The sequence below is a fragment of the Prosthecomicrobium pneumaticum genome (assembly GCF_014199915.1).
GTDB classification, from domain to species: domain Bacteria; phylum Pseudomonadota; class Alphaproteobacteria; order Rhizobiales; family Kaistiaceae; genus Prosthecomicrobium; species Prosthecomicrobium pneumaticum.
Genome location: NZ_JACHOO010000006.1, coordinates 83545 through 108026 on the forward strand (window position 1 = coordinate 83545; position 24482 = coordinate 108026).

The following is a 24482-nucleotide window of genomic DNA, read 5'->3' on the forward strand; positions in this document are numbered from 1 at the left end:
TTCATGTTTCATTCCCGCGCTCCCCTCGCTCCGCCCCGGGACGGACGGCAGTCCGAGCAGGCGCTCGCCATCCAGCGCGGCGTCGGCCGGTTGTTCCGCGCCCGCGGCTTCGCGATCGTCACCGAGCTGACGCTCGCGAGCGGCCGCCGCGCTGACGTGATCGCGCTCGGCCCCTCGGCGGAGATCGTCGCGGTGGAGATCAAATCGTCGATCGCCGACTTCCGGGCCGACGGGAAATGGCCGGACTACGCGCCGTTCTGCGACCGGCTCTATTTCGCGAGCCATGCCGGGGTGCCGTCCGAGATCTTCCCGCAGGAAGCCGGGCTGATCCTCGCCGACGGTTTCGGCGCCGAGATCCTGCGCGAGGCACCCGCGAATCCGCTCTCCGCAGCGCGGCGGAAAGCGATGATGCTGCGCTTCGCGCAGGCCGCGGCCTTCCGGCTGCACGGGCTCTTCGATCCCGAGGCCGGTGTCTTCTGAACCGGCTCCGGCCGCCCGGACCCGGCATGCCGTTCGACCGAGGCGGCGATCGGAAGCGGGCCGCCATCGCTGGCGGGCGGCGACGCTGCCGCCTCAGCGCGGCGCGCGCTTGGCGAGGATGCGCTGCAGCGTGCGGCGGTGCATGTTGAGCCGGCGCGCCGTCTCGGAGACGTTGCGCTCGCACAGCTCATAAACCCGCTGGATGTGCTCCCAGCGCACCCGGTCGGCCGACATCGGGTTCTCCGGCGGCACCGCCTTCTCGGTCGGGTCGCGGGTGAGCGCGGCGAACACCTCGTCCGCATCCGCCGGCTTCGCCAGATAGTCGACCGCGCCGAGCTTCACGGCGGTGACGGCCGTGGCGATGTTGCCGTAGCCGGTCAGGACGATGGTGCGCGAATCCGGGCGGCGGCGACGGATCTGCTCGATCACGTCGAGCCCGTTGCCGTCCTCGAGCCGCATGTCGACGACGGCATAGGCCGGCGGCCGCTCGGCCACCTTGCGCATGCCTTCGGCGACCGTGTCGGCCGTCTCGACGGCGAAGCCGCGCAACTCCATGGCGCGGGCGAGGCGCTGCAGGAAGGGCTTGTCGTCGTCGACGATGATCAGGCTCGGGTCGGGTCCGGGCGGACCGGCGGTCTCGGTCATTTCGTTGTTCTCCGCTCCCCGCGATCGACTGCTCGGTTTATAGGCCTGCGCCCGGTGAACGCCAAGTTTAACCGGCGTAATCTGCTAGATAGGGCGAGGGCGACGCATTCCAAAGCGGGAACGGGCGATCATGCCGCCTTTGCCGGGGCGCGGACAGCCTTGGCGGCGTCGTCCATCGCGGCGCGCGGCCAGACGATGCGCACCACGGCGCCATGCGCCGGCGGCGTCCGGTTGGAGAGGGTGAGCGTGCCGCCGTTGCGCTCCAGCAGCGTCTTGGCGATGAAGAAGCCGAGGCCGAGCCCGCCGGCCTCGGCGTCGCCGGAGGAGGGCGCCCGGGTCGTCACATAGGGCTCGCCGATATGGTCGATCACTTCCGGTGCGAAGCCGGGGCCGTCGTCCATGATGGTGAGGGTGAGCGCCTCGGCCGACCAGACCGCCTCGACGGTCACCTTCTCCTCGGCGAAATCGACCGCGTTCTCGACCAGATTGCCGAGGCCGTAATGGATCGCCGGGTTGCGTCGGCCGACGGGCTCGGCACCGCCCTCGCCCGACAGCGAAACCTCGATCGGCACGCCGACCTCGCGATGCGGCGCCACCACTTCCTCGATCAGCAGGCTGAGCGGCACACGGTCGAGCAGCTGGTCGCCCCCCTCCGAGAGGGAGGTGAGCTTGCCGAGAATGTCTCGGCAGCGTTGCGTCTGGCTGCGCAGCAGCGCGATGTCCTCGGCGAGCGGGCTGCCGGCGGCGAGCGTGTGCTGCAGTTCCTTGGCGACCAGCGCAATGGTCGCGAGCGGCGTGCCGAGTTCGTGCGCCGCGGCCGCGGCGAGGCCGTCGAGCGCCGAGAGGTGCTGCTCGCGGGCGAGCACCAGTTCCGTCGCGGTCAGCGCGTCGGCGAGCTGGCGCGCCTCTTCGGCGACCCGGAAGGCATAGACACCCATGAAGACGACCGCCGAGGCGAGCGCCATCCAGACGCCGCCGACATAAAGGAGCGGCAGGTCGAGCCGCTCGCCGACGTGCCAGGGCAACGGCATGTGGACGAAGGCGAGCAGGCTGACGAGCGCGAGCACCAGCGCGCCGAGCGTGATCGTCAGGCGAGGCGCGAGCGTCGTCGCCGACACCATCACCGGCACGAGCATCAGGATCGCGAAGGGGTTCTGCAGCCCGCCCGTCAGATAGAGCAGGCCGCCGAGCTGAACGACGTCATAGGCGAGCAAGAGGATCGCCGTGCCGCCGTGCAGGCGCAGGCTCGACGGATAGCGGATCTTGAGGAAGAGATTCAGCCAGGCCGACAGTGCGATCAGGCCGAAGCACAGACCGATCGGCAGCGGGAAGCGCAGCATATAGGCGACGATCAGAACGGTGATCGTCTGTCCGGCGACCGCGAGCCAGCGCAGGCGCACCAGCGTGTCGAGCTTCAGCCGACGCGCTGCGAAGTCGGCGGCGCGCGGGGGTCCTGCCATGATCGCCTCCTCTTCGGCCGGCTTCTCGTCTCGTCCCGCACGGCCGCGGCCGGCGAACGCGCGAAACGGCGCGACGATACCACCTGCCGCCGTGCCATCGGGCGGCCTTGCGGCGATACCCGAAACGTTCATATCATACTGCGTTGCGAAAGGGCCGGAAGCCGCCGCACACCGACGGATCCGACCGCGAGCGCCGAGAGCATGGAGAGCTCAGGTCGATGGGTCCTTTGTCCACTTACCAGATCTATGAGTTGAATCACGCCGCGCTGAGCCCGCTCCGGGCGGCCGCCGACATGTCGCGGCTCGCCCTGCAGAACCCGCTCAACCCGTTCGGCCAGACGCCGTTCGGCCGGATCATGACGGCCGGCTTCGAGGTGTTCGAGCGCATGACGCGGCGCTACGGGAAGCCGGAGTTCGGCCTGCCGACCACCGATGTCGGCGGCGTGCGGGTCGGCGTCACCGAGCATGTCGTCTGGCAGCGGCCGTTCTGCCGGCTGATCCATTTCGAGCGCATGACGACGCGCCGCGATCCCAAGCTCCTCATCGTCGCGCCGATGTCGGGCCATTACGCGACGCTGCTGCGCGGCACGGTCGAGGCGATGCTGCCGCGCCACGACGTCTACATCACCGACTGGATCGACGCCCGCATGGTGCCGCTGTCGGAGGGCGTGTTCGATCTCGACGACTATATCGATTACGTCATCTCGATGCTGCATTTCCTCGGCGGCGACACGCATGTCGTGGCGGTCTGTCAGCCGGCGGTGCCGGTGATCGCCGCCGCGGCGGTGATGGAGGCGGCCGACGACCCCTATGCGCCGCGCTCGATGACGCTGATGGGCGGTCCGATCGACACCCGGATCAATCCGACCGCGGTGAACAAGATGGCGGAGGGGCGGGACCTCGACTGGTTCCGCCGCAACGTCATCATGCAGGTACCCTTCCCGCATGCCGGCTTCATGCGGAACGTCTATCCCGGGTTCCTGCAGCTCTCCGGCTTCATGAGCATGAATCTCGACCGCCACGTCAACGCCCACAAGGAGTTCTTCTCCCATCTCGTCAAGGGCGACGGCGATTCGGCGGGCAAGCACCGCGATTTCTACGACGAATATCTGGCGGTGATGGATCTGACCGCGGAATTCTACCTGCAGACGGTCGACACCGTCTTCATCCGCCACGCTCTGCCGAAGGGCGAGATGATGCATCGCGGCAAGCCGGTCGACCTGTCGGCGATCCGCAATGTCGCGCTGCTGACCGTCGAGGGCGAGAACGACGACATCTCCGGCGTCGGCCAGACCGAGGCGGCGCAGCATCTCTGCGTCAACATCCCCGAAGACATGCGGGCCCATTACGTGCAGCCGCAGGTCGGCCATTACGGCGTGTTCAACGGCTCGCGCTTCCGTTCCGAGATCGCGCCGCGCATCTCCGATTTCGTGCTGACGCACGGCCGGCCGAAACCTCCCGTCGCGACCGGGCGGCCGCACAAGGCCGAGCCGGCGCCGGTCCAGCCGGTCGAAGCCGAGCCGGCGATCGGCGGGCTCGAGGCGGTGCTGCTCGCCGCCCCGTCCGGCGCGGCCGACGATCTGAAGCTCATCTCCGGCATCGGGCCGAAGCTCGAGCAGACGCTCAACGCCCTCGGCATCTTCCATTTCTGGCAGGTGGCCGGCCTTTCGGAGGCGCAGATCGCGGAGCTCGACGACCGGCTCGCCTTCAAGGGCCGAATCGGGCGCGACCGGTGGGTGGAACAGGCGCAGCGTCTCGCGAAAGAGGCGGTCGGCGGCTGAGCCGGTGCGATCTGCGGTGCTCCCGCAGAGCTGCCGACCCGTTCCCTCCGGTCACGCCCGCCGGGGCCATCGCAGCCCCGGCGTGCCATTCCGGTCCGATTCCGACCTCCGGTCGTCCGATTTCGCTTGAATCGGGGTTTCGTCCTTCCCACCTCCCTTATCGCTGGGGCATCCCCCTCGAAAGGTAGGAGAAATGACGAATACTCAGGCCCTGCGTCCGGGCTGGACGCCGCTCTCCATCGCGCTGATGGTGCTCGGCTTCATCGTCTTCTGGCCGCTCGGCCTCGCCATGCTCGCCTATATCCTGTGGGGCGACCGGCTGCCGGAATTCCGCCGCCAGGCCCGTGAAGCCGGCGCCGATTTCAAGCGCTCCTTCGGCTGCGGCAGCCGCCGGTCCTATGGCGGCTTCGCCTCGAGCGGCAACGCCGCCTTCGACGACTATCGCGCCGCCGAGCTGAAGCGGCTCGACGAAGAACGCCGCCGCCTCGACGAGGAGCGCGCGGCTTTCGAAGCCTATGTGCGCAATCTGCGCCGTGCCCGCGACCAGGAGGAGTTCGACCGCTTCCGCGCCGAACGCCACACGCAGCGCCCGGCGAAGAACGACGACGTCGTCGACCTCTGACGGCGAGAGCCGAGCGGGTCCGGACGAGGATCGGCAGCGGGCGGCCTTCGGGCCGCCCGTTTCGTTTTTCAGAAGCCCGCGCGCGAGAAACTGCGCGGCGCCGGATCGAGGAGCGTCGGCGCGCCGGTACCGAGTTCGTAGACCGCGAGGCCGCGCTGGTTGGTGCCGTCGGGGAGGAAGCGGAAGGCGCCGTCAATACCGAGGAAGCCGCTCGGATTGGCGATCGTGTCGGGCGCGAAGCGCTGCTCGCCGAAGCGCGCGGCGAGGCCGGCGGCGAGGCTCACCGCGTCATAGGCGAGCGAGGCGGCGCGCTGCGGCGGCTGGCCGAAGGCCGCCTGATAGCGGGCGGCGAAGCCCTGGAATCCCGCTTTGTCCGGCGCCGGATACCACGCACCGCGCAGCGACGGCTCGGCCGCGATGCGCGGATCGTCCCACTGGCCCGAGCCGAGGAACTTCACCGCGTCGCCGCGCACGCCCTTCGCCGCGAGCACCTGCGCGAGGAAGGGCGCCGCATCGCCGGCATCGGGCATGAACACCGCGTCGGCCTGGCCGGCGAGGATCACCTCGGCCGCCGCCTCCGCCTTCCCCTGCATGTCGGTGCGGTCGAGCTGATAGCGCTGGATGCCGACCACCCGGCCGCCATTGACCGACACCGCCTTCTGCAGCGCCGCCTCGACGACCGTTCCGTAGCCGTTCGCCGGCAGGAGGGCGACATAGGAGCGCCGCCCCTGGGTCGCGGCATAGCCGATGATCCGGTCGACATCGGTCTGCGGCAGGAAGGAGAGCAGATAGACGCCGCGCGAGGCGGCACTCGTATCGGTCGAGAAGGCGATCACCGGCACGCCGGCCGGCTTGGCGATCGAGGCGGCCGCCGTCACCGACTGGGCGAAGAGCGGTCCGAGGATCACCTCCGCCCCTTGCGCGATCGCCTCGCTCGTCGCGGCGCGGGCGCCGTCCGGCGTGCCGCGGTCGTCCTTGACCATGATCTGGATGTTGGCGCCGGAGAATTCCCGCAGCGCCAGATCGGCGGCGTTCTTGAGCGCGAGACCGATCTGGCCGGCATTGCCGGTCGCCGATTGCGGCACCAGGAGCGCGACCCGCACGCTGCCCGAGCCGAGCACCTCGCCCGTCACCGGCTGCGGCCCGGACGCCTGGGCGACCGGCGCCGGCCCGCTCTCCTGCAGGCTCGACGAACAGGCGGCGAGCGCGACGAGCCCCGCCACAAGCGCCGACGCGCGGACGATCGGCCGCAAACCCGTCACGGATCGGATCAGTCGCAACACCCTCGTCCTTCCCTCTTCCGCCCCCATGGCGCTAACACTACCGGAGGCTTCGGTCTAAATCAGGGCGAATCGGCGCGCGGTGCGGCTATTCGCGTTCCGGTGTCACATCCCTACAACGCCGCCGAGCGCGGGGAAACGAGAGCCATGCGCGGTTACCGGATCGACGCCGCGGCCTTCGAGGCGCCGCCGCTCGCCCCCGGCCTCCACATCGTCGCGACACCGATCGGCCATCTCGGCGACGTCACGCTGCGGGCGCTCGCCACGCTTGCCGCCGCCGATCTGATCGCCGCGGAGGACACCCGCGTCACGCGCATCCTGACCGGCCGCTACGGAATCGAAACGCCGCTCACCGCGTATCACGAGCACAATGCCGAGGCCGCGCGGCCGAAGATCCTCGCCGCGCTCGCCGAAGGAAAGGCCGTCGCGCTCGTTTCCGACGCCGGAACGCCGCTGCTGTCCGATCCCGGCTATCGCCTCGTCGAGGCGGTGCTCGAGGCCGGCCATGCCGTGGTGCCGGTGCCCGGCGCCTCGGCGCTGCTCGCCGCGCTCGTCGCCGCCGGGCTGCCGACCGACACCTTCCTCTTCGCCGGCTTCCTGCCGCAGAAGACCGCAGCCCGCCGCAAGCGCCTCGGCGCGCTCGCCTCCGTCCCGGCGACGCTCGTCTTCTACGAGAGCCCGCACCGCACCGCCGACGCGCTCGCCGACATGGCGGCGGTGCTCGGCGGGGAACGCCGCGCGGCAGTGGCGCGCGAACTCACCAAGGCCTTCGAGACCGTGCGGCGCGACACGCTCGCCGCGCTCGCCGCGCGTTTCGCCGGCGAGCCGGCGCCGAAGGGCGAGATCGTCATCCTGATCGGCCCGCCGGTCGAGGCGGCCCCGGAGGCGGAGGATGTCGATGCGCTCCTCGTCCGCCTGATGGGCACGCTCTCGCTCAAGGAGGCAGCCGCCGAGGCGGCGGCGCGCACCGGCCTGCCGCGCCGCGACCTCTATCGCCGGGCGCTGGCGCTCAAGGATGGAGGGGACGATGCGGACGACGCCTGAGCGGCAGGCGGCGGAGCGGAGCGGCAGGCGGGCGGAAGGCGTCGCGGCGCTCCTCCTGATGCTGAAGGGCTATCGCATCCTCGCGCGCCGCTTTCGCGTGCCGGCCGGCGAGATCGACATCGTGGCGCGGCGCGGCGGCGTCCTCGCCTTCGTCGAGGTGAAGCGCCGGGCCGATGCGGACGACGCCCGCCTCGCCGTCACCTTCGCCGCGCGGCGCCGGATCGTGCGGGCGGCCGACGCCTTCCTCGCCCGCCGGCCGGCCCTTGCCGGGCTCACCCTGCGCTACGACCTCGTGATCGTGCGCCGGCGCCGGCTGCCCATCCATCTCGCCAACGCTTTCCGCGCCGACGATTGAGAAGCGGCCCGATTGGCGCGATAAGAGCCGGCGTCCGTTTCGGGGGATCCCATGTCGCTTTCCGTCGCCGTCCAGATGGACCACATCGCGAAGATCGCCATCCGTGGCGATTCGACCTTCGCCCTCATGCTCGAGGCGCAGCGCCGCGGCCATACGCTCCACCATTACACGCCCGAGCGGCTGTCGCTGGTCGACGGAAGGCTGGAGGCACGGATCGAGAAGGTCGCGGTCCGCGACGTCCAGGGCGACCATTTCACCCTCGAGCCCGCGGTCCGCACCGATCTCTCGACGGTGGACGTGGTGCTGATGCGGCAGGACCCGCCCTTCGACATGGGCTACATCACCGCCACCCACCTCCTCGAGGTGGTGCATCCGAAGACGCTCGTCGTCAACGATCCGGCCGAGGTCCGCAACGCGCCGGAAAAGGTCTTCGTCACCCGCTTTCCGGACCTGATGCCGCCGACACTCCTGTCGCGCGATCCGGACGAGATCCGCCGCTTCCGCGCCGAGCACGGCGACATCATCATCAAGCCGCTCTACGGCAATGGTGGCGCCGGCGTGTTCCGGATCGGCGAGGGCGACGAGAATCTCGGCTCGCTGCTCGAGATCTTCGCCACCGCCTTCAGGGGCGAGCCCTATGTCGTGCAGCGCTACCTTCCCGAGGTGCGGGCCGGCGACAAGCGGATCATCCTCGTCGACGGCGTCGCGGTCGGCGCGATCAACCGCGTCCCGGCGGCCGGCGAGGCCCGCTCCAACATGCATGTCGGCGGCCGGCCGGAGCCGGTCGAACTGACCGCGCGCGACCGCGAGATCTGCGAGGCGATCGGGCCGGAGCTGAAGCGCCGCGGCATGATCTTCGTCGGCATCGACGTGATCGGGCGTTATCTGACGGAGATCAACGTCACCTCGCCGACCGGCATCCGCGAGGTCGAGCGCTTCGGCGGTGCCGACATCGCCGCCCTCGTCTGGGACGCGATCGAGGCGCGCCGCTGAGCCGCCGACTTCGGGAGCCGTCGTCCGCCGTCTTTTGTTCCCCTCCTGTTCTTGCGCTCGCCTCTGGGTTGCGATACCGTAAGGACATGCGGGGGAACGAACCATGGTCGCGCATGTCGCAACCGTCGCCTTCCAGGGCATCGAGGCGGTTCCGGTCGACGTCCAGGTGCAGATCCAGCCCGGCCAGCCGGTCTTCGCCGTGGTCGGCCTGCCGGACAAGGCAGTCGCCGAAAGCCGCGAGCGGGTGCGTGCCGCGCTGCATGCCTCGGGCCTCGCTTTGCCGCCGAAGCGGATCATCGTCAATCTCGCCCCGGCCGACCTGCCGAAGGAGGGCTCGCATTACGATCTGCCGATCGCGCTCGGCCTGATGGCGGCGCTCGGCGCCGTGCCGGGCGACCAGCTGGCCGGCTATGTCGTCGTCGGGGAGCTGTCGCTCGACGGCACGATCGCGCCGATCGCCGGCGCGCTGCCGGCGGCGATCGGGGCGAACGCGCTCGACAAGGGACTGATATGCCCGGCCGCCTGCGGGCCGGAGGCCGCCTGGGCGAGCCGGGAGATGGACATTCTGGCGCCGCGCAGCCTGATCGCCGTCGCCAACCATTTCAAGGGCACGCAGGTGCTCGGCCGGCCGGAGCCGGCGCTCGCCCGCGAGGGCGCCCCGCTGCCCGATCTCGCCGAGATCAAGGGCCAGGAGCTGGCGAAGCGGGCGCTCGAGGTCGCGGCGGCGGGCGGCCACAATCTGCTGATGGTCGGTCCGCCCGGCGCCGGCAAGTCGATGCTGGCGAGCCGGCTTCCCTCGATCCTGCCGCCGCTCTCCCCGCGCGAGCTGCTCGAAGTGTCGATGATCGCCTCGGTCGCCGGCGCGCTTCCGGGCGGCCGGCTGACCGACCGGCGGCCCTTCCGCGCGCCGCACCACTCGGCCACCATGGCCGCGCTCGTCGGCGGGGGCCTGCGCGCCCGCCCGGGCGAGGTGTCGCTCGCCCATCATGGCGTGCTCTTCCTCGACGAGCTGCCGGAATTCGCCCCGCAGGTGCTCGATTCGCTCCGCCAGCCGCTCGAGATGGGCGAGGCGGTGATCGCCCGGGCCAACCACCGGGTCAGCTATCCGGCACGTTTCCAGCTCGTCGCGGCGATGAACCCTTGCCGTTGCGGCCTTGCGGGTGAGCCGGGGGCCGCATGTCGCCGCGGCGAACGCTGCGCCGCCGATTACCAGGCGCGGCTGTCCGGCCCGCTGGTCGACCGCATCGACCTGCGGATCGAGGTGCCGGCGGTGACCGCGGCGGACCTGATCCTGCCGCGTCCCGGCGAGCCGAGCGCGCGGGTCGCCGACCGGGTGGCGGCGGCCCGGTCGATCCAGCGCGACCGTTTCGCAGCGCTCGGCCGGCCGGAGATCGCGACCAATGCGCAATGTTCGGCGGCGCTGATCGAGACGGTGGCAGAACCCGACGCCGCCGGGCGGCGGCTGCTGTCGGAGGCGGCCGAGGCGATGAAGCTGTCGGCGCGCGGCTATCACCGGGTGCTCAAGGTCGCCCGCACCCTTGCCGACCTCGACGGCGCCGACCTGGTCGGCCGCCTCCACCTCGCCGAGGCGCTGTCCTGGCGCGTCGCCGGCGAACGTCTGCTGCAGGCGGCGTGAGGACGCGCACCGAGACGTCCTGAAGCGCCGCCGGCCCGGGGACGGCGGGAGACGGCGCAGAGAGATGCCCGTCGCCGGGACGAGCGCTTCGGACACGCGCGGCGCGGCCGGGTTGGGCCGGTGGCCCGGGGGTCGCGCTGCCGCCTGGCGGCGCGAAAACCAGCCGTTGGCGCCGCCCGAAGACCCGGCCGGTCGCACGGCGAGACGAGGTCCGGCGCGTCGCCGCTTCGGCGCGACAGCGACCGAGACGCGTAGGCCGGAAGGGTAACGGTGCGTCCCTTCATCAACCAAAGAAGAGGTCCTCACCCCGGCCTCTCCCCACTCGGTCCGGCTGTTGCCGAGCCGAGCGCGGGAGAGGCGAAGTCGGCAACAGCCGACTTCGCCGGCGGGAGAGGGGGTCCCCGGCCGACGCGCTCATGCGTGTCCGTTCGGCCGATCGGTCCGTCGTCGGCCACCGTTCCGCACAGCCGGCGCCGCTTTTCCCTCCCCCGCGGAGCTTGCGGGAGAAGAACCGGGCGAGATCGCCGCAGATGCCCGCAGCGCGGCATTGGCCGCGCCGCACGAAAGAGACGGATGGATGTGAGGCGTCTACCGGCGGATCGCCGCCTCGCGCCAGGCGAGCGCCGGGCCTTCCGATGCCGCGGCATAGGCGCTCGCCTGCGCCCGGAAGGCGATGAAGGCGTCGTGCACCTCGGTCGCCATCGGGCTCGCTTTCGCGAGGTCGGCGAGCACGGCGGCGGAGGCTTCCGCGAGTGCCGTCACGACGCCTTCGGGGAAACGCGCGACGCGGACATTCTCCCGCGCCAGCCGGTCGAAGGCGAGAATGTTGCCGCCGGCGAAGGCCGCCGTGGTCGCCGCGGCGCCGGCCTGCGTGGCGGTCGCGATCACCTGCCGCAGATCGTCGGGCAGGCCGTCGAGCGCCTTGCGACCGACGATCAGCTCGAGCGCCGCGCCGATCTCGTGGAAGGAGGGCATGTAGTAGAAGGGCGCGACCCGGGCGAGGCGCAGATCGAGATCGTTCCACGGGCCGATCCATTCGGCGGCGTCGATCGTGCCGGAATCGAGCGCGGCATAGAGCTCCGTCGAGCCGAGCAGCACCGGCGTCGCGCCGAGCCGCTTCATCACCTCGCCGCCGAGGCCGGAAATGCGGATGACGAGGCCGCGCAGATCGTCGGGGGTGCGGATCTCGCGGCGGAACCAGCCGGCCGCCTGCACGCCGCTATTGCCGGCATAGAAGGGCACCACGCCGAAGGGCTCGTAGGCCTTTTCCCACAGCGCCTGACCGCCGCCGACCGCGAGCCAGCCGGCATGCTCCGTCGCCGTCAGGCCGAAGGGCACGCCGGTGAAGAAGTTGAAGGCCGGGTCGCGCGCCTGCCAGTAATAGGGCGAGCCGTGGCCGAGTTCGGCGGCGCCCGAGGAGACGAGGTCGAACACCTGCATCGCCGGACCGAGCACGCCGGCGGGATGCACCTCGACCTTCAGCCGGCCGCCCGACAGCACGCCGATCGTCTGCGCGATCGATGCGGCGGCGGTGCCGAGCCCGGGCGCATCCGCCGGCCAGGCGGTCGCCATGCGCCAGATCACCGGCGTATCCGCGCGCACCACCGCCGGGGCCGCGAGGGCTCCCGCCGCGCCGAGAAGGCCGAGCCGCAACGCCGTCCGCCGGTTGGCGCCGTCGCCTCTTCCAGTCATCGCCGATCGTCTCCGTGATCCAGGATCATAGAGCAGGCGGGCATGACGGCGAAAGCGCGGCGGAGCCGTTGATCACCGCAGCTCACGATTTTTCGCTTTGACCGGAGCGCCCCGATCGGCTTCCCAGAAGAGATCGAGAACCGGAGAACCGCCATGCATCGCCCGTCCCTCGCGCTCTTCGCCAGCCTCGCCCTCTTCGCGGCCCCCGTCGCCGTCCCGGCGGAGGAGGCCCACAGCGGTCACGCCGGCCATGCCATGCCGGCCGAGGACGGAGACGCCGCCATGCCGGCGATGCCCCCGGCCGGCAACAATCCGGCGACGGCCGCCTTCGAAGCGGCGAACGCCCGCATGCACGCCGACATGGCGATCGACTACACGGGCGACGCCGACACCGATTTCCTGAAGGCGATGATCCCGCACCACCAGGGCGCCATCGACATGGCGCGGATCGAGCTCGAGCACGGCAAGGACCCCAAGGTCCGCGCGCTCGCCGAGGCGATCATCGCCGCGCAGGAGAAGGAGATCGCCGAGATGCGCGCCTGGCTGAAGCAACGCGGCGCGCAATAGCGGACGCGTCAGCGCAGATCGGTCTGCGCGAAGTCCTGCCCCTTGTAGAGCAGGGGAACGCCGAGTTGCCTGGCGCAGGCATAGGCGAAGCAGTCTCCGAAATTGAGGTCGGCAGCACTGCCGACCGCGCGGCCATATCGCCGGCCCGCCTCGATGGCGGCCGCGCCGATCTCGTCCGTGATCGGCACCTCGACGGCGCCAAGCGCCGAGAGAACCGCCTCGACGACGGCCGCGGCGTTCGCAATCTGCAGGTCCGGCCGATCGGCGCGCGCCTTCGCCTTGGCACGGGCGAGCCCGAATACGGCTTCGAACCGAGCGAGCGGAGATACGTAGAGCGGCGGCGGAGCCGCCTCGATGCGTTCGAGGAGCGCGCCCGCATCCACCTCGCGCGCGAGGATCGCGACGATCGCGGATGCGTCGAGGAACATCAGCGCTCCCAGAGTTCGTCCGAAAAGGTCCGGAAGTCGAAATCGGGGGCATTCTCCCCCATGGCGTCGGCCATGGCGAGGGCCTTCGCGATCTGTTCGGCGGCGGGCCTTTGCCTGTGGATGCGCTCGATCTCGTTCACCAGAGCGAGACGGACGGCGTCCGTCATCGTCTCGGCTTTGGTCAGCCTCTGGACCTCGCGCGCCAGCGTCGCGACGGTGTCGTCCCGGATATAGAGCGGCATCACGCTCTCACGAATAGACCTTCATCGGAGGCGCATATTTGCACCGCACCCCGCCCGACGCCAGCGCTACTGCGCCGGTTCGGCGGCGAGTTCGGCGCGGGCGTCCTGCACCTTCAGTTCGTCGAGGCGGGGCATCGAGACGATGTTGTAGCCGCAATCGACGAAATGCACCTCGCCGGTGACGCCGGCCGAAAGGTCGGAGAGGAGATAGAGCGCGCTGCCGCCGACTTCCTCGATCGACACGGTGCGACGGAGCGGCGCGTTCTTCTTCTGGTAGTTGAACATCAGCCGCGCATCGGCGACGCCGGAGCCCGCGAGCGTGCGCACCGGGCCGGCCGAGATGGCGTTCACCCGGATGCCGTCGCCGCCATAATCCGCGGCGAGATAGCGGACCGAGGATTCGAGCGCCGCCTTGGCGACTCCCATCACATTGTAGTTCGGCATCACCCGCGTCGCCCCGCCATAGGTGAGCGTGACCATGCTGCCGCCGCCATTCATCAGCGGCGCGGCGCGCTTGGCGATCTCGGTGAAGGAGAAGCAGGAGATCACCATGGTGCGCACGAAATTGGCGCGGGTGGTGTCGGCGTAGCGGCCCTTCAGCTCGTTCTTGTCGGAGAAGCCGATCGCATGGACGAGGAAGTCGATGCCGCCCCATTCCGTCTTCAGCGTCTCGAACACCTGGTCGACCGAGGCGATGTCCTCGACGTCGCAGGGGATCAGCAGGCGGGCGCCGACCTGGTCGGCGAGCGGCCGGACGCGTCGGCCGAAGGCCTCGCCCTGATAGGTGAAGGCGAGTTCGGCGCCGTGCGCACGCAGCGTCTTGGCGATGCCCCAGGCGATCGAATGATCGTTGGCGACCCCCATCACGAGGCCGCGCTTGCCGGTCATCAGTCCCGCTACCGTCGTCATGACCGGTTCCTTACCCTGCCGCACTCAGCCGGCGTAACGCTGGAAGACGAGGCAGCTGTTGGTGCCGCCGAAGCCGAAGGAGTTCGACAGCACGACGTCGATCCGCGCATCGTCGATCCGCTTGCGGACGATCGGCATGTCCTCGAAGGCCGGATCGAGCTCGTCGATATTGGCGCTTTCGACGATGAAGCCGTTCTGCATCATCAGAAGCGAATAGATCGCCTCCTGCACGCCGGTCGCGCCGAGCGAATGGCCGGTCAGCGACTTGGTGGCGGCGATCGGGGGGCATTTGTCGCCCGAGCCGAACACCGCACGGATCGCCTCGATCTCGCGCAGGTCGCCGACCCCGGTCGAGGTGGCGTGCGGGTTGATGTAGTCGACCTTCTCGCCGACGCCGGCGAGCGCCAGCCGCATGCAGCGCTGCGCACCCTCGCCGGAGGGCTGCACCATGTCGTAGCCGTCGGAGGTCGCGCCATAGCCGACCACCTCGCCATAGATCTTGGCGCCGCGCGCCTTCGCCCGGTCGAGCGCCTCGAGCACGACGACGCCGGCGCCGCCGGCGATCACGAAGCCGTCGCGGTTCCGGTCATAGGCGCGCGAGGCCTTCTGCGGCGTGTCGTTGTAGCCGGTCGACATCGCGCCCATGGCGTCGAACAGCACCGACAGCGTCCAGTCGAGCTCCTCGCAGCCGCCGGCGAACATGACGTCCTGCTTGCCCATCTGGATCGCCTCATAGGCGTTGCCGATGCAGTGGTTGGACGTCGCGCAGGCCGACGAGATCGAATAGTTATGGCCCTTGATCTTGAACCAGGTGGCGAGCGTCGCCGAGGCGGTCGACGACATCGCCTTCGGCACCGCGAACGGGCCGACCCGCTTCGGCCCCTTCTCCCGGGCGATGTCGGCCGCTTCGACGAGGGTGCGCGTCGAGGGGCCGCCCGAGCCCATGATCATGCCGGTGCGCTCGTTCGACACCTCGTCCGGCTCGAGCCCGGAATCGCGGATCGCCTGCTCCATCGCGACATGGTTCCAGGCGGTGCCGCCGCCGTGGAAGCGCATGGCGCGGCGGTCGACCACGCTCGACGCGTCGAGCGAGGGGGCGCCGTGCACCTGGCAGCGGAAGCCGAGCTTCGCATAATCCTCGGCGCGGCTGATGCCCGGCTTCGCCGAATAGAGCGAATCGAGCACTTCCTGGGTGTTGTTGCCGATGGAGGAGACGATCCCCATCCCGGTGACGACGACCCGCTTCATCCGTTCCTGTCCTCTCGTCCTGGCCGGAACGGCGCGTCCCGCGCGCCGTCGGCCGTCACGATCCGCCGCGGCGTCAGGCCGCGGAAGGCTGCGCCTCGCCCTGGAACAGGCCGACGCGCAGGTCCTTGGCGCGATAGATGGTCTCGCCATCCGCTTTCAGCCAGCCATCGCCGATGCCGAGCACCAGTTTCGAGCGCAGCACCCGCTTCAGGTCGACGCCGTATTCGACGAGCTTCACCTTCGGCAGCACCATGCCCGAGAACTTCAGCTCGCCGGTCGACAGCGCGCGGCCGCGGCCGGGTGCACCGAGCCAGCCGAGGAAGAAGCCGAGCATCTGCCACATCGCGTCGAGGCCGAGGCAGCCCGGCATCACCGGGTCGCCCTTGAAGTGGCAGGCGAAGAACCAGAGGTCCGGCTTGACGTCGAGCTCGGCCCGGATATGGCCCTTGCCATATTCGCCGCCTTCCTCCGAGATCGAGGTGATGCGGTCGAACATCAGCATCGGCGGCAGCGGCAGCTGGGCGTTGCCCGGTCCGAAAAGCTCGCCGCGGCCGCAGGCGAGCAGCGCTTCATAGTCGTAACTGGACGGGCGGTCAGCCATTCCCCGGTCATACCTTTCGTGAGCGCCCGAACCACCGCGTGCGGCGGGCGTGTCCGACGGCCGCCGCGCGAAACCGGCGCGGCGGAGCGGCCACTCCTAACACAGCATACCAACGCCCGAAAGACCGCGTGATCCGCCATCGTCGCTGCGGCGCGGTCCCGCCGGACGCCCCTTTCGGCAGGCCCGGAGCGGCCCTATCTGTTCCCATCGGGCCGCCCTGCGCGGCATCGTCGGCCATCCTCGGTCGCGCCGCGCAAGGGCGGAACGGCCCCGCCGCGCAGCCGTTGGAGAACCGTCATGACGAGAACCGCCGCCGGCCTTTTCGCCTTTGCCTGCGCCGCCCTGCTCGGCGCGGCGGCGGCTGCGCAATCCTTCGACCCGCCGGTCGGCCGCAACCTGCCCTCGGTGACGCGGCACCCCGCGCCGTCGCCCGACCCGCTCCGGCCGCGCATCGTCACGCCCGGGGTGGAGCTGCCGCAAATGGGGCCGGCGACCTGCCGCACGACGCTCGGCGCCAGCTGCCGCGGCCGCGTCGAGATCATCGGCCGGAGCTGCTATTGTCGCGAGAACGGCAAGGCGAGCCAGGGCACGACCGAACCGTCGCGCCGCTGAGCGCTCATTCCGCGGCGTCGGCGACCATCGCCTCGAGCGCCAGCCGCTCGCGCGCCCGCATCCGCTCGCTCTCGCTCTTCAGCTGGCCGCAGGCGGCGAGGATGTCGCGGCCGCGCGGCGTGCGGATCGGCGAGGCGTAGCCGGCGCGGTTGACGATCTCGGCGAAGGTCTCGATCGTCTCCCAGTCCGAACAGGCATAGTCGGTGCCCGGCCAAGGGTTGAACGGGATCAGATTGATCTTCGCCGGAATGCCCTTCAGCAGCCGCACCAGTTCCCGCGCATCGGCCGGGCTGTCGTTGACGCCCTTCAGCATCACATATTCGAAGGTGATGCGCCGCGCGTTGGAGAGGCCCGGATAGGCCCGGCAGGCGTCGAGCAGTTCGGCGATCTTGTGTTTCTTGTTGAGCGGCACCAGCACGTCGCGCAGATCGTCGCGCACCGCGTGCAGCGAGATGGCGAGCATCACGCCGATCTCCGCCCCGGCCCGCGCGATCATCGGCACGACGCCCGAGGTCGACAGCGTGATCCGACGCTTCGACAGCGCGATGCCGTCGCCGTCCGAGGCGATCAGCAACGCATCGCGGACGTGCTCGAAATTATAGAGCGGCTCGCCCATCCCCATCATCACGATGTTCGAGACGAGGCGGCCTTCCGCCGGCACGGCGGCGCCGACCGGCGTCGTCGCATCGGGGAAATCGCCGAGCCGCTCGCGCGCCATCAGGATCTGGCCGACGATCTCCTCGGCCGTCAGATTGCGCACCATGCGCTGCGTGCCGGTGTGACAGAACGAGCAGGTGAGCGTGCAGCCGACCTGCGAGGAGAGGCAGAGCGTACCGCGGCCGACCTCCGGGATATAGACCGTCTCGACCTCGACCGGCCGGCCGGCGCCGCGCGGGGGAAAGCGGAACAGCCATTTGCGGGTGCCGTCCTCCGAGATCTGCTCGGTGACGATCTCCGGCCGCGAGACGATCAGATGATCGGCGAGCTTCGCCCGCAGGTCCTTCGAGATGTTGGTCATCGCGGCGAAATCGGTGACGCCGCGCTGGTAGATCCAGCTCCACAATTGCGCCGTGCGCATGCGGATCTGGCGCGGCTCGACGCCGATCGCGGCGAGCTCGGCGCCGATGCCCTCGCGCGAGAGGCCGACGAGCGACGGACGTTCGATGGCGGCCGATGCCGCCGGAGGCGAAGCGAGTGCGGTCATGCTGATCCGGAACGGGGCCGCGGTCGAGGGCGCGCGGCGACACACATGGGGTCTCGCCTCCCTCTAGCACAAGAAGCGGCGGAAATCAGCCCTTCGCGGCGCGGCGCGATTGCGCTGGTTCCCCCCGGCCCCTAGGGTCGCGCTCCGCAGATCGGGGGAGCGTCATGACGGCAAGGGCAAGGAGGGGTGTGGCCGACGCGGCGCACGCCGGAACGGCGGCGGCGCTCCTCTTCGCGTTCCGCGCGGCCCTCTCGATCGCCGGCCTCGTGCTGGTCCTCGCCGGAACGCTCCCGCTCGCGCCGACCATGCCCTCTGCCGGCCTCGACCCGTCCTGGCGGATCGCGATCAACGAGGCGGTCGCCCGCGGTCTCGTCTTCGGCCGCGACGTGCTCTTCACCTTCGGCCCTTATGGATCGATCTACACACAGGTCTACCACCCGGCCACCGACACGATGATGCTCGCCGGCACGGCCCTCCTCGCCGTCGCCTTCGGGCTGGGTCTGCTGGCGCTCGGGACACGATGGGGCTGGGCAAGGGTCGCCCTGGCCGGTCTCGCCCTCCCCTTCGCCTTGCGCAATGACGCCTATCTGCTCTGCGTGCCGCTCCTGCTGCTGGTGCTCGTCTGCCGCCCTGTCGCGGCGGCCGGTCGGGGCGAACGCCGGCTGGCGGCTCTGGCGATCGCGCTCCTGATCCCGGCGACGGCACTCCTCACGCTCGTCAAGGGCACGTTCGGAATGGCGGCCGTGCTGCTCGGCGGGCTCGCCTTCGTCGCGGCCCTCGACCGGGCGCCGCGCCGCGCCCTCCTCGGCCTCACCGCGGCGCTCGCCGCGCTGGTGGTGTTCTGGCTCTGCGCACGACAGCCGCTCGAAGCCCTGCCCGGCTATTTCGCGGGCCTCGCCCCGATCATCTCCGGCTACGGCCCGGCCATGGGCATAGACGGCCCGGCCTGGCACGTGGCGCTCTATGGCGCGATCGCCCTCCTCATCGTCATCGCGGTGGTGGCCGGCTTCGGCCGGCGGATCGCCGCTCTGCCGAACGCGCTGCTCGCGCTCGGCGTCGCCGGCGGCTTCTTCATCGCCTTCAAGGCCGGCTTCATCCGCCATCCGGGCCATGCGCCGATCTGCGGCGGCTACCTGTTGTTCGCCGCCCTCGCCCTGTCGGCGGGGATGCGGCCGATCGTGGCGCTCCCCCTTGTCGGCGTGGCGGCCGCCGGCTTCCTCGCGATCGTCTCCGAGGTCGTCGACCCGTCACCCGGATCGATGGCGGCCCGGCTGCAGAGCACGGCGCGGAACAGCGTTTCCGGTCTCGCGACCCGTTTCGGGGAGGGCTATGCACCGCACTACGAGGCCGCCCTCGCCGCCATTCGCGCCGCCGAATCGCTCCGGCAGCAACAGGGGACGGCGGACGTCCTGACGGTCGAGATCGCGGCCCTCATCGCGAACGGGATCGACTGGTCGCCCCGCCCGGTGATCCAGAGTTACTCGGCCTACACGGTGGATCTCGCCGCACGGAATGCGCAGCATCTCGCCGGCCCGTCGGCCCCGGATCGGCTCTATGTCCGCCTCAAGGTGATCGACGGCCGGTTGCCCTCGCTCGAGGATGCGCGGAGCTGGCCGGTGATCTTCGACCGCTACCGCTTTGAACGCATGGAAGGGGACTTCGCGGTCTTCGGGAAGCGGCCGGACCCCACGGCCACCCGCTACATCCCGCTCGGTGAAGTCAGCGCGGCGCTCGGCGAAGAGATCGCGGTGCCGTCGGATGCCGGCCCGGTCTGGGTCGAAATCGACAGCCGGCCGACGCTCGCCGGCCGGCTGCTCGACCTCTTCTACAAGATCCGGCCGCTGAGGCTCGAAGTGCGGACCGACGGAAATGGCTGGCGATCTTATCGCCATGTCGCGGCGATCGGACGCGGCGGCTTCCTGCTCTCGCCGATCTTCAGCGATGCGTTCGATGTCGCGGAGCTCGCCACGCGGGGCGACGCCGCCCCGCTTCCCCGGGTCACGGCGATGCGGCTGACCGCGCCCGCCGGCCTCGAATGGGCGTGGCGGCGGACGGTCGTCGCACGGATGAGCGCGCTCTCGATCAGCCCCGCCGGCGCGCCACCGCCCCCTCCGGAGCCGACGCCGTCGACCACTCCGCCCTCGGATCCGCCGGTCGGCGGGGCGTGCGTCGTCGACGCGCTCGACGGTGCGCCGCCAAGGGACGGAACGGTGTCGATCAGGAGGGGCCGGTTCGATATCGTCGGCTGGGCACGGCTCGCCGACGATGCCGCGGCGACCCCCGACGCGATCTATGTCCTCGTCACAGGGCGGGACGGACGCCGTACGATGTTCGCCACGCAGCCGGCGGCCCGGCCCGATGTCGGCAGCCATTTCGGCCTCGCCGGTCAGGAGGCTTTCGGCTTCAACGCGCGGATCGCGACGGGCTCGTTCGGGCCGCTCGCCTCGCTCGAAATCCTGAGCCGGAAGGGCGAGGCGTGGACCCGCTGCCCGCTCGGGCTGACCGTTCGGGAGTAGCCGGCCGCCTCAGCGCGGCTCGAAATCCGCCGCCGCGAGCCAGAACACCTCGCCCTCGCTTTCTTCCGTGTCGATCCAGAGGAAGGGCAGGTCGGGATAGTCGGCCTCGAGGATCTCGCGGCCGGTGCCGATCTCGCAGAGGAGGCCGCCGGTCTCCGTCAGATGGTCCGGCGCCGCGTCGAGGATGCGCCGCACGATGTCGAGCCCGTCCTCGCCGCCGGCGAGCGCCATCACCGGCTCGTGCCGGTATTCCGCTGGCAGCGCGGCCATCGCTTCGGCGTCGACATAGGGCGGGTTGGTGAGGATCAGGTCGTAGCGCCGGCCGGCGAGCGGCGCGAAGAGGTCGCCGCGATGGAGCGACACGCGGTCCGCGAGCCCATGCTCGGCGACGTTGAGGGCCGCCACCGCGAGCGCGTCCTGCGACAGGTCGACCGCGTCGACGGTCGCGTTCGGGAAGAGATGCGCGGCGAGAATGGCGAGCGCGCCCGAGCCCGTGCAGAGGTCGAGCACGGTCTCGACGGCCTCGCGGTCCGGCACCAGCCCGGTCTCGTCGCCGGCGAAACCGTCCGAGAACAGGATCTCGCCGATGAAGGAGCGCGGCACGATGACCCGCTCGTCGACGCGGAAGCGGAAGCCCTGGATATAGGCGCGGCCGAGCAGATAGGGCAGCGGCTTGCGGGTCTCGACCCGGGCGGCGACGAGACCGACGAGCTTCTCCCGCTCCTCGGGCAGCAGGCGGGCGTCGAGGAAGGGCTCGAGCCGGTCGATCGGCAGATCGAGCCCCTCGAGCACCAGGAAGGCCGCGTCGTCATAGGCGTCCGAGGCGCCATGGCCATGCGCGAGGCCGGCGGCGCGGAAGCGGCTGACGGCATAGCGCAGCACATCGCGCAGCGTGACGAGCGTCTCGACGGCTCGGCGGTCGGCGGCGGTCATCGGTTCTCGTCCCACGGTTCGATCCGGCTCCTGCCGCCCGTCTAGCCGGGGCGGAGGCGCTTGTCGACGGCGCCGCGCGCGCCGCACGCCTCTTCGTCCTCTTGTTCGTCCTCTTGCGATCGGCGCCGAAAAAGGCGAGGGCTTGCGGCGAGAACGGGGGCAGGCGGAACGGCAAGGAGCGTCATGGAACGCAGCACGGCCATTCTCGAGCGGCTTCTGACGCTCCATCCGAAGACGATCGACCTGTCGCTCGAACGCGTCGAGCGGCTGATGGCGGCGCTCGGCCATCCCGAGCGCCGGCTCCCCCCGGTCATCCACATCGCCGGCACCAATGGCAAGGGCTCGACCACCGCCTTCATGCGGGCGATGCTCGAAGCCGCGGGCCGCAGCGTGCACGTCTACACCTCGCCGCATCTCGTCCGCTTCCACGAGCGGATCCGCCTCGGTGCGGCGGGCGGCGGCCGCTTCGTCGACGAGGATGCGCTCGCCGAGGCGCTCCTCGACGTCGAGCGGATCAATGCCGGCGCGCCGATCACCCAGTTCGAGATCACCACCGCCGCGGCGCTCCGCCTCTTCGCCGATCATCCCGCCGATGTGGCGCTGATCGAGGTCGGCCTCGGCGGGCGGCTCGACGCCACCAATGTGATCGACGCGCCGCTCGCCTCGGTGATCACGCCGATCTCGTTCGATCACGAGAAATTCCTCGGCGCGACGCTGCCCGAGATCGCCGCCGAGAAGGCGGGCATCGTCAAGCGCGGCCGCCCCGTCGTATCGGCACCACAGCCGGAGGCGGTCGCGGCCGTGATCGAGGCGCGCGCCGCGCGGCTCGGCGCCCCGCTGATCCTCGGCAATCGCGATTTCGTCGCCCATGCCGAGCGCGGCCGGCTCGTCTACCAGGACGAGCAGGGGCTGCTCGACCTGCCGCCGCCGCGGCTTATCGGGCGGCACCAGTTCACCAATGCAGGAACGGCGGTGGCGGCCCTGCGTCATGCCGGCCTCGGCCTTCCGGCGGAAGCGGTCGAGACGGGCCTCGTCGCCGTCGAATGGCCGGCGCGCATGCAGCGGCTCTCCACCGGCCGGCTCGCCGAGCGGGCCGGGCCGATCGAGCTGTGGCTCGACGGCGGCCACAATCCGGGCGCCGGCGCGGTGATCGCCGAGGCGATGGCCGATCTCGAGGAGCGCGTGCCGCGGCCGCTGGTGCTCATCGCCGGCATGCTGGTGACGAAGGATCCGGTCGGCTTCTTCCGGCCCTTCGCCGGCCTCGCCGGGCGGGTCTACACGGTCCCGGTCGAGGGCTCGGACGCCGGCCGCGATCCCGCCGAGCTCGCCGAAGCCGCGCGGGCTGCCGGCCTGCCGGCCGAGCCGGTCGAGGACGTCGCCGCGGCGATCGACCGGGTGCGCGCCGCGGCCGGAGACGGCACGGCGCCGCGCGTGCTCATTTGCGGCTCGCTCTATCTCGCCGGCACGGTGCTCGCGCAGAACGGCACGCCGCCGCGCTGAGCCCGCCTCACCGGCGCCAGTGGCGGCCCTCCGTCTCGACGCCGAAGCGCTCCGGCGCACGGGCATAGGCGGTGATCCCGGCGAGCGCCGGAGCCGGATGGACGACCACCGAGGTCGGCATCCGGTCCATCAGCGCGCGGTGCGGCGCCTTGTCGATGAAGGCCTCGCGGAAGCCGCTCCCGGCGAGGAAGGGGGCGATCCGCGCCGCGATGCCGCCGGCGAGGAAGACGCCGCCGCGCGCCATGAAGGCGAGCGCCAGATTGCCGGCGAGGCGCCCCAGATGGACGCAGAACAGCGACAGCGCCTCTTCGGCATGGCCGTCCGAGGCGGCGAGCGCCGCCGCGGTGATCTCGGAGGGGTCGTCGAAGCGCGCCGCCGCGCCGTCGGTGGCGACGATCGCCCTGTAGAGCCGGACGAGGCCCGACCCGCAAAGCAGCGTCTCGCCGGCGATCCGCCGGTAGCGGCCGCTGCCGAACGGCTCGTCGATGTTCGGCCACACCGCCATGTCGCGCGCCGACACCGGCGCGAGGTCGACATGGCCGCCTTCGCCGGGCACCGGGATCCAGCTGCCGCGGGCGTGGACGAGCGCCGCCGCGCCGAGGCCGGTGCCCGGCCCGACCACGACGCGCGCCGCCTGCGGCAGTGCCGCGCCGCCGCCGATCGGCACGAGATCGTCGGCCTCGAGCGAGGGCAGCGACAGGGACAGCGCCTCGAAATCGTTGAGCAGCACGACGTGCTCGAGGCCGAGCCGGGCGATCATCCGGCGCGGCTCGACCACCCACGGGCAATTGGTGAGCGGCACCTTGTCGCCCTGCACAGGCCCGGCGAGCGCGAGCACGGCCGAGCGCGGCCGCAGCGCCGATCCGCCGAACACCGTCGCCTCGATCGCGTCGTCGATCGTCGCGTGGTCGGCGGTCTTCGCATCCGGGAACCGGTGCACCGGGCCGGTGGCGTCGGGGACGAGGGCGAAGCGCGCATTGGTGCCGCCGATGTCGCCGATCAGCACCGGATAGGGGACGAAGGCGTGTTCGGAACCGATCGTCATCGTCAGGCCTCGTCCACGGAAACCTCGGGAAGGATGAGCCGGCCGGGATCGGCGAGCAGAAGCTCGGCGGTGCGCCGGTTGAGCGCCATCGGGATGTCGTAGACGAGCGCCAGCCGGGTCAACGCCTTGACGTCGACATCGTGCGGCATCGGCGTCAGCGGATCGACGAAGAAGATCAGCGCGTCGATGCGCCCGTCCGCGATCAGCCCGCCGATCTGCTGGTCGCCGCCGAGCGGTCCGCTCTTCAGCCGGGTCAGGGCGAGCTGCGGCAGGACCTCGAGGATCATGCCGCCGGTGGTGCCGGTCGCATAGAGCGGGAACCGCTCCAGCGTCGCGGCGTGCTCCCGGCAGAAGGTCACCATCTCGGCCTTCTTCTGATCGTGCGCGACGAGCGCGAGCGCCATCGTCTTCCCCGCCTGTTGCCGCCGCCCGCGGCGGATCGCCCAATTCCGCGCCAGTCTTAGAAAGATCGGAACCCTAAGAAAAGCCGAAAGTGGCGGCCGCGCGGCGGCCGCCGCGCGGCGCCTGTTTTTTGACCAATCGTTCTACAATTGCGGCGCAGCCCGGCCCTCCGCCCGCCTGGACCGCGGCGCGCCGCGGATTCCGGCACGCCGGCGCGGACGCCCGCTGGGCAAAGAAATCGCATGAATTTTCGCCGGGCGCGTGCAAATCTACCCCGACGGGAGGGG

24 protein-coding genes are annotated in these 24482 nt (G+C 70.8%); 11 read left to right on the forward strand and 13 right to left on the reverse strand.

Annotated elements, in window-relative coordinates; translation table 11 throughout:
* The first annotated feature begins 3 nt into the window (after nucleotides 1–3).
* A complete protein-coding gene (locus tag GGQ63_RS14540; RefSeq protein WP_183857061.1) occupies nucleotides 4–480 on the forward strand; it encodes an MmcB family DNA repair protein in 477 nt (158 codons plus the stop codon).
* 93 nt (nucleotides 481–573) lie between these two features.
* Here GGQ63_RS14540 and GGQ63_RS14545 read toward each other — a convergent pair whose 3' ends face one another.
* Both GGQ63_RS14545 and GGQ63_RS14550 read right to left on the reverse strand, forming a co-directional pair.
* Nucleotides 574–1125, reverse strand: coding sequence for an ActR/PrrA/RegA family redox response regulator transcription factor (locus GGQ63_RS14545; RefSeq protein WP_183857063.1), 552 nt, complete (start codon nucleotides 1123–1125; stop codon nucleotides 574–576).
* A gap of 128 nt (nucleotides 1126–1253) precedes the next feature.
* Nucleotides 1254–2585: an ActS/PrrB/RegB family redox-sensitive histidine kinase gene (locus GGQ63_RS14550; protein ID WP_183857065.1), complete on the reverse strand. Its 1332-nt coding sequence runs from the start codon at nucleotides 2583–2585 to the stop codon at nucleotides 1254–1256.
* A gap of 218 nt (nucleotides 2586–2803) precedes the next feature.
* Here GGQ63_RS14550 and phaZ point away from each other — a divergent pair, with 218 nt between their 5' ends.
* Together phaZ and GGQ63_RS14560 are read left to right on the forward strand one after the other, a co-directional pair.
* Nucleotides 2804–4366 (forward strand): polyhydroxyalkanoate depolymerase, encoded by a 1563-nt coding sequence (gene phaZ / locus GGQ63_RS14555; protein ID WP_183857067.1) that lies wholly within the window; start codon nucleotides 2804–2806, stop codon nucleotides 4364–4366.
* Nucleotides 4367–4559: 193 nt separating this feature from the next.
* Nucleotides 4560–4988: a DUF2852 domain-containing protein gene (locus tag GGQ63_RS14560; protein WP_183857069.1), complete on the forward strand. Its 429-nt coding sequence runs from the start codon at nucleotides 4560–4562 to the stop codon at nucleotides 4986–4988.
* Nucleotides 4989–5056: 68 nt separating this feature from the next.
* On the opposite strand, the gene GGQ63_RS14565 is transcribed toward GGQ63_RS14560, so the two are convergent.
* Nucleotides 5057–6271 carry a penicillin-binding protein activator gene (locus tag GGQ63_RS14565; protein ID WP_343061157.1) on the reverse strand — a complete coding sequence of 405 codons (1215 nt, stop codon included), beginning with the start codon at nucleotides 6269–6271 and terminating at the stop codon, nucleotides 5057–5059.
* A 144-nt stretch (nucleotides 6272–6415) separates the two neighbouring features.
* On the opposite strand from GGQ63_RS14565, the gene rsmI reads away from it, so the two are divergent.
* The 4 genes from rsmI to GGQ63_RS14585 all read left to right on the forward strand — a co-directional run bounded on the left by rsmI (nucleotide 6416) and on the right by GGQ63_RS14585 (nucleotide 10296).
* Nucleotides 6416–7312 carry a 16S rRNA (cytidine(1402)-2'-O)-methyltransferase gene (rsmI, locus tag GGQ63_RS14570; RefSeq protein WP_183857074.1) on the forward strand — a complete coding sequence of 299 codons (897 nt, stop codon included), beginning with the start codon at nucleotides 6416–6418 and terminating at the stop codon, nucleotides 7310–7312.
* Nucleotides 7296–7667, forward strand: coding sequence for a YraN family protein (locus GGQ63_RS14575; RefSeq protein ID WP_183857076.1), 372 nt, complete (start codon nucleotides 7296–7298; stop codon nucleotides 7665–7667). The genes rsmI and GGQ63_RS14575 overlap by 17 nt, the downstream gene beginning before the upstream one ends.
* A 51-nt stretch (nucleotides 7668–7718) precedes the next feature.
* Nucleotides 7719–8660: a glutathione synthase gene (gene gshB / locus GGQ63_RS14580; protein WP_183857078.1), complete on the forward strand. Its 942-nt coding sequence runs from the start codon at nucleotides 7719–7721 to the stop codon at nucleotides 8658–8660.
* Nucleotides 8661–8763: 103 nt separating this feature from the next.
* Nucleotides 8764–10296: a YifB family Mg chelatase-like AAA ATPase gene (locus GGQ63_RS14585; RefSeq protein ID WP_183857080.1), complete on the forward strand. Its 1533-nt coding sequence runs from the start codon at nucleotides 8764–8766 to the stop codon at nucleotides 10294–10296.
* A 588-nt stretch (nucleotides 10297–10884) separates the two neighbouring features.
* Here GGQ63_RS14585 and GGQ63_RS14590 read toward each other — a convergent pair.
* Entirely contained in the window at nucleotides 10885–11988 is a 1104-nt protein-coding gene (locus tag GGQ63_RS14590; RefSeq protein WP_183857082.1) for a TRAP transporter substrate-binding protein, read from the reverse strand.
* A 153-nt stretch (nucleotides 11989–12141) separates the two neighbouring features.
* Here GGQ63_RS14590 and copM point away from each other — a divergent pair, with 153 nt between their 5' ends.
* The gene (copM, locus tag GGQ63_RS14595; RefSeq protein WP_183857084.1) at nucleotides 12142–12555 is read left to right on the forward strand and encodes a CopM family metallochaperone; all 414 of its coding nucleotides are present in this window, start codon (nucleotides 12142–12144) and stop codon (nucleotides 12553–12555) included.
* A gap of 8 nt (nucleotides 12556–12563) precedes the next feature.
* Here copM and GGQ63_RS14600 read toward each other — a convergent pair whose 3' ends face one another.
* The 5 genes from GGQ63_RS14600 to fabA form a co-directional block, all read right to left on the reverse strand.
* A complete protein-coding gene (locus GGQ63_RS14600; protein ID WP_183857086.1) occupies nucleotides 12564–12983 on the reverse strand; it encodes a type II toxin-antitoxin system VapC family toxin in 420 nt (139 codons plus the stop codon).
* Complete coding sequence (locus GGQ63_RS14605) at nucleotides 12983–13225, reverse strand: type II toxin-antitoxin system VapB family antitoxin (protein WP_183857088.1); 243 nt, start codon at nucleotides 13223–13225, stop codon at nucleotides 12983–12985. The genes GGQ63_RS14600 and GGQ63_RS14605 overlap by 1 nt, the downstream gene beginning before the upstream one ends.
* Before the next feature lie 66 nt (nucleotides 13226–13291).
* Complete coding sequence (gene fabI, locus GGQ63_RS14610; RefSeq protein ID WP_246429798.1) at nucleotides 13292–14134, reverse strand: enoyl-ACP reductase FabI; 843 nt, start codon at nucleotides 14132–14134, stop codon at nucleotides 13292–13294.
* Nucleotides 14135–14158: 24 nt separating this feature from the next.
* Nucleotides 14159–15382 carry a beta-ketoacyl-ACP synthase I gene (fabB, locus tag GGQ63_RS14615; protein WP_183857090.1) on the reverse strand — a complete coding sequence of 408 codons (1224 nt, stop codon included), beginning with the start codon at nucleotides 15380–15382 and terminating at the stop codon, nucleotides 14159–14161.
* Between the two features lie 73 nt (nucleotides 15383–15455).
* Nucleotides 15456–15983 carry a 3-hydroxyacyl-[acyl-carrier-protein] dehydratase FabA gene (gene fabA / locus GGQ63_RS14620; RefSeq protein ID WP_183857092.1) on the reverse strand — a complete coding sequence of 176 codons (528 nt, stop codon included), beginning with the start codon at nucleotides 15981–15983 and terminating at the stop codon, nucleotides 15456–15458.
* Nucleotides 15984–16280: 297 nt separating this feature from the next.
* On the opposite strand from fabA, the gene GGQ63_RS14625 reads away from it, so the two are divergent.
* The gene (locus GGQ63_RS14625) at nucleotides 16281–16595 is read left to right on the forward strand and encodes a hypothetical protein (RefSeq protein WP_183857094.1); all 315 of its coding nucleotides are present in this window, start codon (nucleotides 16281–16283) and stop codon (nucleotides 16593–16595) included.
* Between the two features lie 4 nt (nucleotides 16596–16599).
* Here the strand turns inward: GGQ63_RS14625 and rlmN are convergent, their stop codons facing one another.
* Entirely contained in the window at nucleotides 16600–17799 is a 1200-nt protein-coding gene (gene rlmN, locus GGQ63_RS14630; protein ID WP_183857096.1) for a dual-specificity RNA methyltransferase RlmN, read from the reverse strand.
* Between the two features lie 188 nt (nucleotides 17800–17987).
* Here rlmN and GGQ63_RS14635 point away from each other — a divergent pair, with 188 nt between their 5' ends.
* On the forward strand, nucleotides 17988–20315 hold the full coding sequence (locus GGQ63_RS14635; RefSeq protein ID WP_183857098.1) for a hypothetical protein: 2328 nt from the start codon (nucleotides 17988–17990) through the stop codon (nucleotides 20313–20315).
* 9 nt (nucleotides 20316–20324) lie between these two features.
* On the opposite strand, the gene prmB is transcribed toward GGQ63_RS14635, so the two are convergent.
* Entirely contained in the window at nucleotides 20325–21248 is a 924-nt protein-coding gene (gene prmB, locus GGQ63_RS14640) for a 50S ribosomal protein L3 N(5)-glutamine methyltransferase (RefSeq protein ID WP_183857100.1), read from the reverse strand.
* A 183-nt stretch (nucleotides 21249–21431) separates the two neighbouring features.
* Between prmB and GGQ63_RS14645 the strand changes: the two genes are divergently transcribed.
* Nucleotides 21432–22748: a bifunctional folylpolyglutamate synthase/dihydrofolate synthase gene (locus tag GGQ63_RS14645; RefSeq protein WP_183857102.1), complete on the forward strand. Its 1317-nt coding sequence runs from the start codon at nucleotides 21432–21434 to the stop codon at nucleotides 22746–22748.
* A 7-nt stretch (nucleotides 22749–22755) separates the two neighbouring features.
* Here the strand turns inward: GGQ63_RS14645 and glk are convergent, their stop codons facing one another.
* Together glk and GGQ63_RS14655 are read right to left on the reverse strand one after the other, a co-directional pair.
* On the reverse strand, nucleotides 22756–23793 hold the full coding sequence (glk, locus tag GGQ63_RS14650) for a glucokinase (RefSeq protein WP_183857104.1): 1038 nt from the start codon (nucleotides 23791–23793) through the stop codon (nucleotides 22756–22758).
* 2 nt (nucleotides 23794–23795) lie between these two features.
* A complete protein-coding gene (locus GGQ63_RS14655) occupies nucleotides 23796–24197 on the reverse strand; it encodes a methylglyoxal synthase (RefSeq protein WP_183857106.1) in 402 nt (133 codons plus the stop codon).
* Between the last annotated feature and the right edge of the window lie 285 nt (nucleotides 24198–24482).

What these genes read in the sequence shown, in the direction of transcription:
- GGQ63_RS14625 (WP_183857094.1), top strand. Translation starts at nt 16,281, where the DNA reads ATGACGAGAACCGCCGCCGGCCTTTTCGCCTTTGCCTGCGCCGCCCTG.
- GGQ63_RS14600 (WP_183857086.1), bottom strand. Translation starts at nt 12,983, where the DNA reads ATGTTCCTCGACGCATCCGCGATCGTCGCGATCCTCGCGCGCGAGGTG.
- GGQ63_RS14550 (WP_183857065.1), bottom strand. Translation starts at nt 2,585, where the DNA reads ATGGCAGGACCCCCGCGCGCCGCCGACTTCGCAGCGCGTCGGCTGAAG.
- GGQ63_RS14575 (WP_183857076.1), top strand. Translation starts at nt 7,296, where the DNA reads ATGCGGACGACGCCTGAGCGGCAGGCGGCGGAGCGGAGCGGCAGGCGG.
- fabA (WP_183857092.1), bottom strand. Translation starts at nt 15,983, where the DNA reads ATGGCTGACCGCCCGTCCAGTTACGACTATGAAGCGCTGCTCGCCTGC.
- GGQ63_RS14585 (WP_183857080.1), top strand. Translation starts at nt 8,764, where the DNA reads ATGGTCGCGCATGTCGCAACCGTCGCCTTCCAGGGCATCGAGGCGGTT.
- GGQ63_RS14645 (WP_183857102.1), top strand. Translation starts at nt 21,432, where the DNA reads ATGGAACGCAGCACGGCCATTCTCGAGCGGCTTCTGACGCTCCATCCG.
- GGQ63_RS14605 (WP_183857088.1), bottom strand. Translation starts at nt 13,225, where the DNA reads ATGCCGCTCTATATCCGGGACGACACCGTCGCGACGCTGGCGCGCGAG.
- fabI (WP_246429798.1), bottom strand. Translation starts at nt 14,134, where the DNA reads ATGACGACGGTAGCGGGACTGATGACCGGCAAGCGCGGCCTCGTGATG.
- rsmI (WP_183857074.1), top strand. Translation starts at nt 6,416, where the DNA reads ATGCGCGGTTACCGGATCGACGCCGCGGCCTTCGAGGCGCCGCCGCTC.
- GGQ63_RS14655 (WP_183857106.1), bottom strand. Translation starts at nt 24,197, where the DNA reads ATGGCGCTCGCGCTCGTCGCGCACGATCAGAAGAAGGCCGAGATGGTG.
- fabB (WP_183857090.1), bottom strand. Translation starts at nt 15,382, where the DNA reads ATGAAGCGGGTCGTCGTCACCGGGATGGGGATCGTCTCCTCCATCGGC.
- prmB (WP_183857100.1), bottom strand. Translation starts at nt 21,248, where the DNA reads ATGACCGCCGCCGACCGCCGAGCCGTCGAGACGCTCGTCACGCTGCGC.
- GGQ63_RS14590 (WP_183857082.1), bottom strand. Translation starts at nt 11,988, where the DNA reads ATGACTGGAAGAGGCGACGGCGCCAACCGGCGGACGGCGTTGCGGCTC.
- GGQ63_RS14545 (WP_183857063.1), bottom strand. Translation starts at nt 1,125, where the DNA reads ATGACCGAGACCGCCGGTCCGCCCGGACCCGACCCGAGCCTGATCATC.
- GGQ63_RS14540 (WP_183857061.1), top strand. Translation starts at nt 4, where the DNA reads ATGTTTCATTCCCGCGCTCCCCTCGCTCCGCCCCGGGACGGACGGCAG.
- glk (WP_183857104.1), bottom strand. Translation starts at nt 23,793, where the DNA reads ATGACGATCGGTTCCGAACACGCCTTCGTCCCCTATCCGGTGCTGATC.
- phaZ (WP_183857067.1), top strand. Translation starts at nt 2,804, where the DNA reads ATGGGTCCTTTGTCCACTTACCAGATCTATGAGTTGAATCACGCCGCG.
- GGQ63_RS14560 (WP_183857069.1), top strand. Translation starts at nt 4,560, where the DNA reads ATGACGAATACTCAGGCCCTGCGTCCGGGCTGGACGCCGCTCTCCATC.
- gshB (WP_183857078.1), top strand. Translation starts at nt 7,719, where the DNA reads ATGTCGCTTTCCGTCGCCGTCCAGATGGACCACATCGCGAAGATCGCC.
- copM (WP_183857084.1), top strand. Translation starts at nt 12,142, where the DNA reads ATGCATCGCCCGTCCCTCGCGCTCTTCGCCAGCCTCGCCCTCTTCGCG.
- rlmN (WP_183857096.1), bottom strand. Translation starts at nt 17,799, where the DNA reads ATGACCGCACTCGCTTCGCCTCCGGCGGCATCGGCCGCCATCGAACGT.